Source organism: Moraxella macacae 0408225 (genome assembly GCF_000320365.1).
GTDB classification, from domain to species: domain Bacteria; phylum Pseudomonadota; class Gammaproteobacteria; order Pseudomonadales; family Moraxellaceae; genus Faucicola; species Faucicola macacae.
On sequence record NZ_ANIN01000002.1, the window covers coordinates 432,006 to 446,618 of the forward strand.

General features: G+C 39.8%; 12 protein-coding genes. 5 read left to right on the forward strand and 7 right to left on the reverse strand.

The features are described from left to right. Positions 1-221: 221 nt before the first annotated feature. Positions 222-1,511 carry a magnesium/cobalt transporter CorA gene (gene corA, locus MOMA_RS07460; RefSeq protein ID WP_009501912.1) on the forward strand — a complete coding sequence of 430 codons (1,290 nt, stop codon included), beginning with the start codon at positions 222-224 and terminating at the stop codon, positions 1,509-1,511. 31 nt (positions 1,512-1,542) lie between these two features. Here the strand turns inward: corA and folB are convergent, their stop codons facing one another. Next, positions 1,543-1,929: a dihydroneopterin aldolase gene (folB, locus tag MOMA_RS07465; RefSeq protein WP_009501913.1), complete on the reverse strand. Its 387-nt coding sequence runs from the start codon at positions 1,927-1,929 to the stop codon at positions 1,543-1,545. 39 nt (positions 1,930-1,968) lie between these two features. After that, positions 1,969-4,947 (reverse strand): autotransporter assembly complex protein TamA, encoded by a 2,979-nt coding sequence (locus MOMA_RS07470; protein WP_227498101.1) that lies wholly within the window; start codon positions 4,945-4,947, stop codon positions 1,969-1,971. Positions 4,948-5,123: 176 nt separating this feature from the next. Here MOMA_RS07470 and MOMA_RS07475 point away from each other — a divergent pair, with 176 nt between their 5' ends. Further along, positions 5,124-6,440: an MFS transporter gene (locus MOMA_RS07475; protein WP_009501915.1), complete on the forward strand. Its 1,317-nt coding sequence runs from the start codon at positions 5,124-5,126 to the stop codon at positions 6,438-6,440. 39 nt (positions 6,441-6,479) lie between these two features. Here the strand turns inward: MOMA_RS07475 and MOMA_RS07480 are convergent, their stop codons facing one another. Next, positions 6,480-7,670, reverse strand: coding sequence for an MFS transporter (locus MOMA_RS07480; RefSeq protein ID WP_009501916.1), 1,191 nt, complete (start codon positions 7,668-7,670; stop codon positions 6,480-6,482). Between the two features lie 280 nt (positions 7,671-7,950). On the opposite strand from MOMA_RS07480, the gene MOMA_RS07485 reads away from it, so the two are divergent. Both MOMA_RS07485 and MOMA_RS07490 read left to right on the forward strand, forming a co-directional pair. Further along, complete coding sequence (locus MOMA_RS07485) at positions 7,951-8,859, forward strand: MaoC family dehydratase (RefSeq protein ID WP_009501917.1); 909 nt, start codon at positions 7,951-7,953, stop codon at positions 8,857-8,859. 8 nt (positions 8,860-8,867) lie between these two features. Then, positions 8,868-10,223 carry a serine hydrolase domain-containing protein gene (locus MOMA_RS07490; protein WP_009501918.1) on the forward strand — a complete coding sequence of 452 codons (1,356 nt, stop codon included), beginning with the start codon at positions 8,868-8,870 and terminating at the stop codon, positions 10,221-10,223. Between the two features lie 86 nt (positions 10,224-10,309). On the opposite strand, the gene MOMA_RS07495 is transcribed toward MOMA_RS07490, so the two are convergent. From MOMA_RS07495 to MOMA_RS07510, 4 genes are all read right to left on the reverse strand, one after another. Then, the gene (locus MOMA_RS07495; RefSeq protein ID WP_009501919.1) at positions 10,310-11,038 is read right to left on the reverse strand and encodes an ABC transporter permease; all 729 of its coding nucleotides are present in this window, start codon (positions 11,036-11,038) and stop codon (positions 10,310-10,312) included. Then, positions 11,035-11,769: an ABC transporter permease gene (locus tag MOMA_RS07500; protein ID WP_009501920.1), complete on the reverse strand. Its 735-nt coding sequence runs from the start codon at positions 11,767-11,769 to the stop codon at positions 11,035-11,037. Before MOMA_RS07500 ends, MOMA_RS07495 begins: the two co-directional genes overlap by 4 nt. 227 nt (positions 11,770-11,996) lie before the next feature. Next, positions 11,997-12,833 (reverse strand): transporter substrate-binding domain-containing protein, encoded by an 837-nt coding sequence (locus tag MOMA_RS07505; RefSeq protein WP_009501921.1) that lies wholly within the window; start codon positions 12,831-12,833, stop codon positions 11,997-11,999. Between the two features lie 148 nt (positions 12,834-12,981). After that, on the reverse strand, positions 12,982-13,794 hold the full coding sequence (locus MOMA_RS07510) for a transporter substrate-binding domain-containing protein (protein ID WP_009501922.1): 813 nt from the start codon (positions 13,792-13,794) through the stop codon (positions 12,982-12,984). 346 nt (positions 13,795-14,140) lie between these two features. On the opposite strand from MOMA_RS07510, the gene accB reads away from it, so the two are divergent. Continuing rightward, complete coding sequence (accB, locus tag MOMA_RS07515; protein ID WP_009501923.1) at positions 14,141-14,557, forward strand: acetyl-CoA carboxylase biotin carboxyl carrier protein; 417 nt, start codon at positions 14,141-14,143, stop codon at positions 14,555-14,557. The last annotated feature ends 56 nt before the right edge of the window (positions 14,558-14,613 follow it).

Below are 14,613 nucleotides of genomic sequence, written 5' to 3' on the forward strand. Positions count from 1 at the left end.
ATAATTTTACTACAAACAACTGTATTACAAACAACTTAACAAATGAAAAATAACACGCGTTTACTTTTTACTGCAACTTTTTATTGTAGCACAGCCAATAAAAATTGGCAAAATCATTCTTATTTTTTGCCAATTTTTTTATTTTTTAGTATTTTTTAAAGAATAAGTTGCTTTTTTTTGTTAGAATATGTATTTTTTATTGTTGTTAAGCGAGTTTGGTTATGACAAAAAATCTAACAAAAAATCACCCAGATTACCAATCTCAAACGATTACCCCTAAGCCAACAACCGATGAAATAAGCGATGAACAAACACCATCACAACCCAAAATAGAAATATACCAAATTCAAGATACAGAACACGATGATGAACTGGATTTAGATTTACATGGTGAAGACAGTTATATTTATGGCGAGGATTACGAAGAAGACGCAGACGGTGATCCGATTGATGAAACCAACAACATACCGCCTGAATACAACCCAGATGCTGAACTGGACGAGAGTCGATTTGTTGGAATCAATGAAGTTTCAAATTGTGTTGCTTATTCACGCAAAACCGGAGAAAAACTTGGCGAAATTGAACTTGATGATGTGCGCCGCGAACTTACCAACAACAATGTTTTTGTATGGGTAGGTCTACACGATCCAAGTGCTGAAACCATTCACGAGGTAAAAGAAGCCTTTGATTTGCATGAGTTGGCAATTGAAGATGCGTTTGCTGAACATCAACGTGCCAAAGTAGAAAGTTATGGCAGTGATAGCGTGTTTGTGGTGGTAAGAACAGCAAAATTAACCGACAACACCATTCGTTATGGCACAACAGCAATTTTTATGGGCAAACAATACATCATCACCATTCGCCAAGGGGCGTCGCACAGTTATGAAAGCGTGCAGGATTATTGTCATCGTCGCCCAGAAAAACTGCGTCTTGGCCCAATTTTTGTGTTGCATGCAATTTTAGACTTTGTGGTGGATAACTATTTGCCAATCACCGAAAAACTGGGGCGGTATTTGCGCGAGCAGGAACGCGAGATTTTTTCGCAAAGTTTTGACATTCAAACTTTACGCAACTTGTATGAATTAAAATCACAACTGGTGCATATGCGAGCGGTAATTTTGCCTGTGCAAGATATTTGTAACTTTTTTATCAATCACAAAAAAAATGATCTAACCCCCACGTTTCCAAGCCAAGCCAAGCCTTACTTTCGTGATGTTAATGACCATTTGTTGCGAGCCCTTGATGCGGTAAACGGCCTAAATGAAATGCTGTCGGTTGCTATGGATACTTACATGGCTGTGGTTACCATGGGACAAAATGAAGTGGTGCGAAAACTTGCTGCGTGGGCGGGTATTTTGGCTGTGCCTACCGCAATGGCAGGGATTTATGGCATGAATTTTGACAATATGCCAGAATTGTCATGGCGGTATGGTTATTTTGTGTTGCTTGGGCTAATTTTTGCAATTTGTGGCACACTGTATTATCGCTTTAGAAAAGCGGATTGGTTATAAATCAGTTGATTATAAATCAGTTGGTTATAAATCAGGCATAACGCGTAATTTTCACACCCACACTATCGGCTTCTTTGATGGCCGTGGGTTTATAAATGGTTACCGTAACTTTATTGGTGGCAAATTCAGTTAAAATCATCTGTGCCACAAGCTCTGCCAAACGTTCTAACAAGGCCACTTTATTCGCCAAACTCACCTCCGCAATGCGTTCGCACACGGTTTTATAATTGAGTGCGTGTTCTATCTTATCTGTTGCTGCCGCTTGTTGTTGGTTGGCATACATTTCAATGTCATAAATTAGCGGTTGCGTGATTTTTTGCTCCCATTCATACACGCCGATCACCGCTTCTACTTTTAAACCTTTGATAAATACCACATCATTGTCAAAATGGTTGTCAATCATTGGATTGTTTAGCATTACTACACTACCTTAAACTATTACCTTATTAAATTAATCTTATAATGGCGAACCAATAAAAAAGTGAATACGCACCGGCTTGTCCTTACCAGTTACACCCGTCGCTACGTCCAAACGCACAGGCCCTATCGGTGATGACCAACGCACGCCCAATCCAAGGCCAACTTCGGTGCGGTTTTTTGTCTCGCCTGTGGTGTCAAAAGCATTGCCAACATCGCCAAACATTGCCAATCGCAAGCCGTCTTTAAAGGCATAATTATACTCAAGCGATCCGATCGCAAGGGCATTGCCACCCACTAAAAAAGACTGATCGCCGTAAGTTGGTGATAAAGTATCCGTGTTAAAACCGCGAATGCTTTGATCGCCCCCTGCAAAAAAACGCAAACGATAAGGCACATCATAAAAATTATCGCTATAAATATAACCCAAATCCAAACGCCCCAAAACTTGGTGTTTTTTGTCATTGCCAAAACTGTGCAGCCACGTCCCCCCTGCTCGCAAAATCGCAAGGTTGGTATCGGTTAATAGCCGATCACTGCCCGCTTCAATAGAATAACGCTGACTGTAGCCTTGAGTTGGATTTACCAAATCATCTGCTGTGGTTTTGTGTAACGCATAGCCTAACAATAAAGCCTCTTGGGTAAAATCTGAGGCATAGTTGTTAAACGGATATGGCAAGCTGTCGGTTTTATAATTACCCGCCTGTAATGCCAATTTATCTCCACGGTAGCGTAGCGAAAGGGTGCGATTCCACCCTGTATCCTTGTGAATATTACGTGCAACATTGGCATACAATGAATCCACTTTAAACGTATTGGCAAGATCATCTGAATTTTTGTGCTGATAACCCAGCGATCCTGTCAATTTGTCATGCAATGGGTGTTTGTAAGGCAAACTGCCTGTAAATTCGATCGCCTGCTCAACCTTAGATAACGCAACACTAATCCCCGCTTGATAACCATGACGATTAACCAAATTGTTGTTAATTTTGCCCACAGCACGCACGCCAGCATCGGTTTCATAACCCAAACCAATTTGGGCTTCGTGTGGTTTTGTTGCGTCCAGTATGATGTACGTTGGTATGGATTTTTGCTGTGCCACTTTGGTGGGTGATAGTTTTTGGATTGAACCACCTGAAAGGGCTTGCCAAATTTTGATTTGATTGGCATCGTTATGGTTGTCGCGGTCAATTTTTTTGACAATGCCACTTACCGCATTTGCCACAATCACAAGCGGATTTTTGCTTTTGTTGGTTTCATCTGGAGCAAGCTCGATATCTTCTGGGGCTTGCAACAAAATATTGGATTTGGTTTGAATGACATCAAGGCGTTTTTGAATGCTATCTTCAATGTTAAAGGTTAAAGGAGCATAATCCTCGGGATTTTGAGTGGTTTTTTTGGCTTGGTTATCTTTGGCTTGGTTATCGGTTTTATCATCTGCTTTGTCTGGTTTGTCTTGACTGTTATTGTTTTGGTTTTGAGTGTCCTGGTTTTGGTTTTGAAAGTTTACGCCTGCATTGTCTTTGCCGGGCAAAATCACATCTACATTTAAACCATTAAAATAACGACTCACCGCCAAATTATTATTCAGTTTGGTTACAAGCGGTTGGTAATACAGATCGCCTTTTTGATAAGGGATAAGTTGTTGCAACAATTTGGGTTTTATTGGCAATTTATCAGGATCATCGCTAAGATTGCCTTGTTTGTCAATACTGTACACCTTGATATCACCAAATTGATAACGCTGTTTGGTGTCATATACCAAATCCACATCTGCAACATTGTCAGGCAAAACCACATCTACCGAACTGTTTAGCCAATGCCCATCAAAAAACCCATTGGTCTGCGAAACCCCCTCCACCATAGCCTTGGTGCCTTCATACACGCCATGATCAAACACATCACCGATGCGTGGCAAGCCCTCTTGTTCAATGGTATGATACACAGGCAACGCTTGTTCACCATCTGCCCCATCACCACGAATATCCAACAAGCGATGTTGCACCGTAACAGGCTTGCCAATTTCTAAACTCACCTCAATGTCATCACCGCCAACGTGTTTAAAACTTGCCTTGACATCATAATAACCCACAGCTTCACTCGCCGCGGTTACAACTTGATGCAAACGCCCAAGACTTGCGTTAAAATCCTCAACCGATTCTACGGTAACTTGCTCAAGGGCTGCTTTGATATTTTTGGCAGGCTGCTGTTTTTCGTCCGCATTGACAATTTTAACATCAATATAATTGATACCATCAACCGTATTTAGCACTTTGTTTTTAAGTTTGCTAAACAAACTTGGTTTGTCAGCAACCAGTTTGCTCTTTGGCGTTTCGGTTGTTAATTGCGCGGTTTTTTGTTGATATTCTGGTAAATAATCATCAGGGTTTAGGATATCGGTTGCGTTTAGTTCATCGGTTTGATTGGCTTGATTTTGTTGTGCTTGATTTTTTTGCTTAGTATCACCGTTCAGATCAAGCTGATTGTTAATGTTAAGCTCGGCGTTACTGACTGGCTTGGGTAAATTGCCAGTATTTAAATTGGCAGTATTGATGATGGTTTGTGGCGGTTTTTCTAAAGTGGGTAAATCGGTTTGAGTGTCGTCATTGTTTAGTCCAGGCTTGTTTAGCCCATGTTTGTTTAACAAAGGCTTGTTTAAAAGCGGTTTGGTTTCAAAAGCGGCGATCGGTTGGTCAAAATTGTCATAATTAATTAGGGTTTGATTTTCAAGGTGCTGATCGATTTTATTGGTAAAATTTTGTTGATTGTCTTTATTGGCATTGTCATTATTGACATCGTTGTCAACTTGATACACATAATTTTCAGCAGCAAAAATTTGTTGATTGTGCATTTGTTGATTGTGCGTTGGTTTTTTATCTTCTTTGATTGCCTTAGGCTTAACCGCTGTCGGATTTTGACTAAGGTTTGAGGTTGTATCTGCCAACACAGGTGAAATCAAGCCACTGACACTCAAAATAGCAAGGCTTAACGATGTGCGATAAAAAGGATTTTTGGGCATTTTTTTCATAAATTTTAGACAACAATCAATGGATTAACAAACAAGGGCTTAGCAAAAAATAGACTTAATTTTAGCACATTGCGTTAATTTGCCAAAACAATTTAGCAAAATATTTCGCACCATTGGCATTTTTTTGTTAATATAAGCAGATACGATGACACAAATAAAGGATAATTATGAATAGCCAGTTTGCATTATTTGGCAGTAAGCGTTTTACGCCTATGTTTTTTACCCAGTTTTTAGGGGCGTTTAATGACAATGTGTTTAAGCAAGGCTTGATTTTGGTACTAACGTTTATGGCATCAGCCAAATTAAACACAAGCGTAAGTTTATTAAACAATTTGGCGGCAATGTTGTTTGTGTTACCGTTTTTTTTGTTTTCAGCACTGGCAGGACAATTGGCAGACAAATATGACAAAGCCAAACTAACGCACATCGTCAAAATCAGTGAAATTATCATCATGCTGTTGGCAATGCTTGGTTTTTTGTTTGAAATTTATCCGATATTGTTTTTGGCATTGTTTTTAATGGGAACGCATTCTAGCTTTTTTGGCCCTGTCAAATACGCTTATTTACCACAAGCTATGCACCAAAACGAACTGGTCGGAGCAAATGGGCTGTTTCAAATGGGGACTTCACTTGCAATTTTAACAGGCATGATAGTGGCAGGCATGCTTACTCAATTAGAATATGCATTGTGGTGGTTATCAGGGTTTGTGGTGATTGTTGCTTGCTTAGGCTATTTTAGCAGCCGTTTTATACCAAACATGCCTGCACCGCAGCCTGATTTACCGATTGATTGGCATATTTTTCGCACCAGTTGGCAGGCAATAAAATACCTGTTTAGCCTACCGATTATGTGGTTTACCATTATGGGCAATAGTTGGTTTTGGTTTTATGGAGCAACCCTTACCGTGCAAGTGCCTGAGTTTGCCAAAACGATTTTGCAAGGCAACCAAAGCGTGGTTATTTTTTTATTAACCTTGTTTTCAATCGGTACGGCCTTGGGTTCGTTGCTGTGCAAAACCTTAACCAAAAACCAAGTTAGCCTAAAATTATTGCCATTTGGCATCGCAGGACTTACAATTTTTGCGATAGGTTTGTTTTTGGCATTAACCAATTTAAATTTACCAATCAATGAACAATCCGCGTTTTTTGGCGTCAATGAATTGTTGGCAATCAACGGTATGTGGCCGATATTTTTGTATTTGTTTTTATTGGGTTTTAGCGGCGGAATTTACATTGTACCCCTGTACGCCTTTATGCAAGCCTACGCACCAAAAACACACCGCGCAAGAATCATCGGAGCGAACAATATTTTTAACGCGTTATTTATGGTAAGCTCGGCGGTTTTTGCAATTGTGTGCTTAAATCTATTAAAAATCAGTTTGCCTATGCTCTTTGCCCTTGTGGGGGTTTTGAATTTATTGTTTGGATCGTGGGTTTTTGTTAATTTGAAAAAACAACAAAATTTACTAAAAATTAATCATTAACTTGCAATGGATTTAGTTAATGGGTTTATTGCAACGGATTTAGTGCAATTTGCCTGATTGCGTTTTTACCATGCCAAAAATCGCCATCAAAAGCGCCAAACCTTGCATTGTCAACAAAAACCAAACCGTGGTCGTCCATTTGCCATAAGTATATGCCAACCCACACAGCCACGCCCCTGCCGTGCCGCCCAAATAATAACACAAATAATACAATCCAGATGCCAAAGAACGCCCTTGTTTTACATTGACTGCAATATAGGTAATGGTTGCCGCTTGCGTAATAAACACCCCACTTGACATAACGGTCAAACCCAAAATCACCGCCCACAACGGTCGCCCTAACGTAATTAACACACCAAGCATAGACAACATCACCGCCATTTGCACCGTACGAGCCGCTCCAAAATAAGCCGTCAAATTACTGGCAATTGGCGTAATCACCACACCCAACAAATACACCGAAAAAATATTTGCAAGTCCGCCACTGTCAAGCAAATACGGCTTATCCGCCAAATGCAAATTGATAAACGTAAAACAACCCACCAACGAAAACAACACACAAAACCCAAGCAAACACGCGGTTATCACATAACGATTGGTTGCATGTTGTTTTAAAATCTGTAAAGACGAACCAAAATTTGGATTTGGAATAAAACGACGAGATTTTGGCAATTGCCATGCCACCCACATTGCCCCAATCAAGGTTAACCCAGCCATGACATAAAAACCTTGTTGCCAACCAATTCTCTGCTCTAAATGTCCGAGCAAAAACCGCCCCAAAAATCCGCCCAAAACCGTCCCTGCCACATAAAAAGCCATAAGTTTTGCCACAGCATTACCCACAAATTCTTCAGCAATATAAGCGATCGTTACCACTGTAATTGCAGGCACAGCCAAACCTTGCAAAAATCGCCAACCAATCACCGCATCCAAACTATCTGCAAAACCTATCAATGCTGTTGGTATAGCCAATGCCAACATCGCGGCCACAATAAACGGCTTGCGTCCATAGGCATCAGACAACATGCCCATAAAAGGCGACATCAGTGCAATTGCCAACACCGTCGCTCCAACCGTTAAACCAACCCAAGTTTCGCTTGCCAAAAAAGTTTGCATCAGCACAGGCAAAATTGCCTGAATGGAATATACCTGCAAAAACGCAAACATTCCCACCACAAAAATGCTTACTTTTAACAACAGGCCAATCGGTTGCACAGTATTGACGGACATAACTATTCCCAAACATATTCCTAAATTAAGCATTGATTTTGACAAAATTAGCCACTATCTTAGCACTTTTTTGCACAGATTTGACAAATTTTTACCATAAAAACTGTGGATTTTGATAAAAAATTAACCTATTTTTGCCAAGATAGATTATAATAAGCAGATTTATTACACAACTGTTTTAACCAAGATTGTTTTTAACCAAGAATATTTTTTAACCAGAATATTGTTTTTTAGCCAAGATCGTTTTTACAAGATTGCCATTGATTGACAGGAAACTTACATGCCAGACCAAAATTTTAGCCAATTACCAAAACCTCATACCACTTATGCCAATATCATCAAAAGTTTACTCCCAATCGGTGAGCATGATAAAGACAACAACGCAAGCCTGCCTGTTGCAACTTATAGCGTAGACAGCCTACAAATTGACCATGACAATTTAACCGATTATCGCAAAATTTGTGGTTTTGCCAACAACAGCTACATTCCGCCAACTTATTTTGCCGTGCTATCACAAAGCCTACAAATGAATATGATGGTCAAAGAGCCGTTTCCGTTTGCCATGCTTGGACTTGTGCATATTCACAACAGCGTAACTCAGCACCGCCCAATTCAAGACACAGGCGTGTTTAAAATGACGGTAAGTTTTGCCAATTTACAAGATCACGACAAAGGCAAACAATTTGACTTTATCACCCACGTCTATGAAAACGATGTGTTGGTTTGGCAAGGCGTTTCTACCTATTTGTCAAGACAAAAAAAAGCCAAAACTGGCAAAAAACCGGTTCAAACAATCACAAAACCTACGCTCAATGAAACCGATTTGCATCAATTTTGGCAAGTTGCCGAAGACATCGGTCGACGTTATGCGTTTATTTCAGGTGATTTTAACCTTATTCATTTGCACCCTTTATCCGCCAAAGCCTTCGGTTTTCCAAAAGCCATTGCCCACGGTATGTGGACAAAAGCAAAATGTTTGGCACAATTAAACGACTTACCCAAGGCGTTTAGTTGCAATGTGGATTTTAAATCACCAATTTTTTTACCATCAGAGGTAGAATTTATTGCTCAATACGATCATGCCAATCCTAATCATGCCAACCGTCATATCCAATTTGGTGTGTACGATGTCAATAGTCCAAAACCACATGTTATTGGCAGCGTAACAGGTTTTGATGCTACACAATAAGGACACGCATGGATTATCAACAGATTAACGCAACACTTAGCGATATTTTGGCAAAATTTGATCTAAATCAACCGCCGGGCGGTGGTAGTTTAACCATTTTTCATCAGGGCAAATTGGTAACGGATTTGGCATTTGGGGTAACGCACCAAATTACACAGCCAAAATGGACAAGTCATACCCTGTCGTTAAACTATTCTACAGGCAAAGGCGTATTGGTCATGCTTATTCATATTTTGGTAAACAAAGGTTTACTGGATTATGACACGCCGATTAGCCAATATTGGCAAGCATTTGCCAGTCAAGGCAAACAAAACATTACCTTACGTCATGTGCTAAGCCACGAGGCAGGCTTAATTGACATTAACAGCGTTACCAAAATCACCGATGATGTGCAAGATTGGCAAGCCATGCTCCACAAAGTTGCCCATATGCCTGTGTATGCCAAAAAACTTGCGAGCCAAAACGAAAAATTCGTCGCATACAGTGCCTTAGTGTCAGGGTGGGTACTTGGCGGTTTGATTGAAATTATCACACACATGCCCTTGCAACAAGCCTTAGATACATTTTTAACAGAACCGCTTGGCATTAAAGATCAAGTATTTTTTGCACTGCCTGCAGATAAAAACAACCAAATCGCCATTCCAAAACGTGTCGCCTTGCAACAACAAAACCTTAATAGCATTGAAAAACTCACACGCACCAAGCCAACTTTAGCCGCTGATGACGATGCAACACTGGATTTTTTGGCAAGTTTGGACTGTTATCCTTGTTGGCAAAAAATTTATCAGCAAAAAAACTCAACCAATGCCGACAATCGCAGCACCGATAATCCCAACACCAATAATCACAGCAAAAAACGCCTAAACAGTCAAGAAATTAACCAACTTTATTTTAATATTCGTGGCATTGATATGGCGGATTATAAAGCATCGCTTGTACCAAAAGACAGCCGACATTTTGACTATTATCAACCACATATTTTACAGTCTAAAGTTCCTGCAGCCAACGTTATCGCAAGCGGTTACGCAATGGCAAAAATTTACAACACTTTGCTACACAGTCAAAAAACAGACACAGGTTTAATCTCACCGCCGATTTTTGCCCAATTAACCAGCATACAAAACCAACAAGTTGACAAAGTCATGCCTGCACAGATGAATTGGCGCTTAGGCTATCACCGGATATTTAGCGTATGTCATGATACCGCTGATGGTTTTGGACACACAGGTTACAATGGTTCAATGGCATGGTGCGATCCTGCTCGCGGATTGGCGGTGGCATTTGTGCATAATTATGATGTAACCATGCTCACCGATGTGCGTCAATTTATCATCAATGAAACCGTGTTAAATTTGTTTCATTAAACAAATTTCATTAAACAAAATTAAGGCAATTTTATAAAAACTTATAAAAACTAAAAACCAAGCCAATTGGATTGTGCCATGTTGGTTTATGCGGTAACATTGACCTTGCTGATCGGTTGATAATTTAAATGTCGGTTAAAATGCTTTTCAGCCATTCTAAATAAGCTAATAAACACCCATGACAATACCAAATAAATCACCCCTGCTGCAAAATACAACTCAAGCGTGGCATAAGTTTTGGCAATCAAGGTTTTCGCCTGCCCTGTCAAATCCATGATTGAAATCGTCGATGCCAAGGCACTGCCCTTTAACATAAAAATTACCTCGTTGCTATAAGCAGGGAGCATAATACCAAAGGCTCGTGGCATGATAATGCGTTTAAATTTTTGTGCGTAACTCATGCCAATGGCATCGGCGGCTTCATTTTCGCCTTTTGGAATTGCTTTTATCGCACCACGTACAATCTCGGCGGTATAAGCTGCAGTATTTAACGTAAACGCCACAATTGCCCAAAAATACGGTTTTGACAACAGTTTTGTCCATAACCAACCGTCTTTTAACCCATCAGGAATAAACTGTCCAAGGCCATAATAAATCAAAAAAATCTGCACCAATAGTGGCGTACCGCGAAAAAAGAAAATAAAACCAAAAGGCAAGGTTTGCACCCACCATTTTTTAGAAACCCTAGCCAGACCAAGCGGTATGGCCAACAACAACCCCAAAATTCCAGAAATTATCACCAAACCAATCGTCGTCAATGATGCCATCATTAAAGTTGGCAAACTGTCCATAATTACTTGCCAATTCCAATTCATGATAACACCTCTTGTGTCGATTTTACTTGTTTTTGTAGGCGTTTGGCATAACGCTCTGCAGGATTATTAAGCCACTCTAGCCACATGATAATGCCCGTTACCACAACCGTCATCAAAAGATACATTAAAGCTGCCACCATATAAAAGGTAAAAGGTTTTTGCGTTGATGTGGTAGCAACCACCGCTTGGCGCATAATATCTTCCAATCCCACCACCGATACCAAAGCAGTGTCTTTTAACAACACCAAAAACAAATTGCCAAGTCCTGGCAATGCCAAACGCCACATTTGAGGCATTTTTATCCGCCAAAAAATCTGACGCCTGTTTAAGCCAATCGCTTGCCCTGCTTCGTCTTGCCCTTTTGGAATTTCTTGAAACGCCATGCGAAAGGTTTCCGTCGCATACGCCCCAAATGCAAAAGACAATGCCATCACCCCTGCCCAAAATTGACTGATTTCAATATATTTGGTATAGCCAAATTTGGATAAAATTGCCCCAAGCAACATCGTTGCACCAAAATAAATAAACAGCACCGACAACAGTTCAGGAATACCCCGAACAAACGTGGTATAAGCAGTCGCAATCACTTGCAAAATTTTAAAACGTGATAATTTGGCAATTGCCCCAAATAAACCCAGTATCAGCCCAATCACCAAGCTCGTTAACGCAAGTTTTAGCGTAACGATTGACCCACTTAACAGCAAATGCCCATAGCCTTGCAAATCTAACACAACGGTTTACCTTTTACCTAATCAACAAAAATGACGAAAAAATTTAAATGCGTAATTTTACGTTATTCAGTGGTTAAAAACTACTAAAATTTTGCAAAAACTTAAAAAAACTGGATAAAATCATCAGATTTACCCAGTGTTTTAAGTTGTTATACCAATTTTTACAAGCAAAGCAACTTATAAGCCAAGCAGCCAAACAAAGCAGCATTGACAATTAAATCGATTGATTATTGCCCAGTTGTGGTTGGACCAACCGTGCTTGCCATGCTGTTTAGACTGGTATCAGCAAAATATTTTTGGCGAATTTTGTCATACGTTCCGTTGGCTTTTAATGTTGCCAATGCACTATTAAACTGTCCAATCAATGGATCGTTTTGACGAAACGCGATCGCAATTTTATCATTGATGTTGATCGGTTCGCCTTTAATTTCATAATTGCCCCCTTTTGGCGTTTTAAGCCATGACAAAGCAGGCGCAGAATCCGAAATCATCAAATCTGCCCGCCCTGCTTCTAAGTCAAGATACGCATTTTCTTGAGTGTCATACGATTTTGCAGTCGCTTTTGGAAAGTTTTTTTCCAAATACTCTAAAGCAACCGTGGCACGTTGCACTGCAACATTTTTGCCAGCCAAATCGTCCGCCCCTTTATCCACGCCTTTTTTGCCAATAATCATCAAATTATTGATAAAGTAAGGATCGCTAAATGCCACAACTTTACGGCGTTCGGCACTGTCTGACATGCCTGCCATAATGGCATGATATTTTTGCGACTGTAACCCTGTGATTAAACCATCCCAATCTTGAGAAATCACCTCGCATTTTACCTTGGCTTCTTGACATAAAGCCTCGGCCAAATCAATCTCAAAACCTATCAATTTACCATCGGCATCTTTAAAACTAAACGGCACAAAACTTGACTCGGTTGCAATGCGAATTTGAGGCAAATCATTGTCAGCAGCTGTGCTTTCGGTGGTGTTTTGAGCATGTTCGGTAGGTTTTTGGGTGCAAGCGGTTAAACCTATCAACGTAGCCAAGGCGGTTAGTGCAAAAGAAAATTTTTTCATCAGTTTGTCCAATTTTTATCTTAAATGTTGTTTAAATATTTAACAAATACTTGTTAAAACAGGTTGTGTTAAAAAGATTGTGTTAAACAGATTAAATGCTTATAAAGCAAGGTTATTAAAATGTGGTTTATTGATTATTAACCAAAATTTATTGACCAAAATGTTGTTTTTGTAAGTTTGCCAACGTGCCATTTTGTTGCAACACAGTTAAAGCCTTGTCAATCTCGCCTTTTAATGGATCGCCTTTACGCACCGCCATAGCAATGTTGTCGTTATTGTCTATTTCATCGCCTACGATACCAAACTTGCCTTCAGCATTTTGTTTTAGCCATTCGGCGGCGGTTACTTTTTCGGATAAAACCGCATTGACACGCCCTGATTTTACTTCCATATAGGCATTGTCATAGGTGTCATAAAGTTTAACTTCATTGTCTTTATCATAAGTATCTTGCAAATATTGAGCAAGCGTGGTTGAACGCTGTCCGCCAAGTTGATAGCCTTTGACTGCTTTTGGATTAAATTTGCCATCTGTTTTTGCCAACCAAACCATGGTATTTTTAAAATACGGCGTACTAAAATCCACTTGCACCGAACGTTCAGGGCTAACCGTCATGCCCGATGCCACCACATCGTATTTTTTGGCAAGCAAACCCGGTAAAATTCCCTCCCAATCTTGAGCTACGATTTCACAATCGGCTTTTAATTCAGCACACACAGCTTTTGCCACATCAACATCATAACCGCCAAGACTGCCATCAGTATTGGTAAAATTAAAAGGACGATACGCCCCCTCGGTTGCAATGCGAATTTTTTGTCCACCTGCACCAGAGGCAACTTTATCCGCTGGAATCGCGTCAGCTTTTTCGGTCGATTGGGCTGGCTGTTGCCCACAAGCAACCAAACCGCTTGCACAAAAACCAACCAAAACCAACGATTTTTTTATCATGTTAAAAGTTTGCATTGCAAATTCCTTTCCTAAAAATAAACTTAAAAATAAAACCCAAATTTTTTATTGGTTAAAGTTAACATAAAATAACACAAATTTAAGCAAAAAACATGGACTTTTATACGATAATACATAAATTTTTTTTAATCGGATTAAAACAATCGTTTTTATACAGCCTTGATCGGACAAATAGGGCAAAATTTTTGTAAAAATTGGCAAAAAATCACCTCTAGGCTTACAAATGTAAACATATTTTTCATTTAGGGCTATTTATTTTTGCAAAATCTTGTTACAATGCGTTTTATTTTTTCACATTTCATCAAATTTTAACAACCGAAATTTTAACAATCATAGGTGATACATGGACATTAACCAAATCAAACAACTGATTGATTTAATGGAAGAACGCTCGCTTGCCGATCTGGAAGTACAAGACGGCGAAAAACGCGTCGCAATTAAACGACACCTTGGCAATACCGCCTCTGTTGCTCCTGTTGCCACAACTTTAGCACCAGCAGCTCCAATCCCTGCAACACCAAAAGGTGCAACCGAGGACTCGCCTATGGTCGGTGTGTTTTACGTCGCACCAAGCCCAAATGATCCGCCTTTTGTCAAAGTAGGCCAACAAGTACAAGCAGGCGACACGCTTGGTATCGTAGAAGCAATGAAAATCATGAATCCATTAGAAGCCACACAAAATGGTATTATCGCTGAAATTTTGGTGAAAAATGGTGATGTGGTACAATTTGGACAACCGATTGTGCGTTACCAAGCCTAAAATTTGTAATATTTATTGCTTGGTTTTATTGCATTGCTTGGTTTTATTACTTAGGT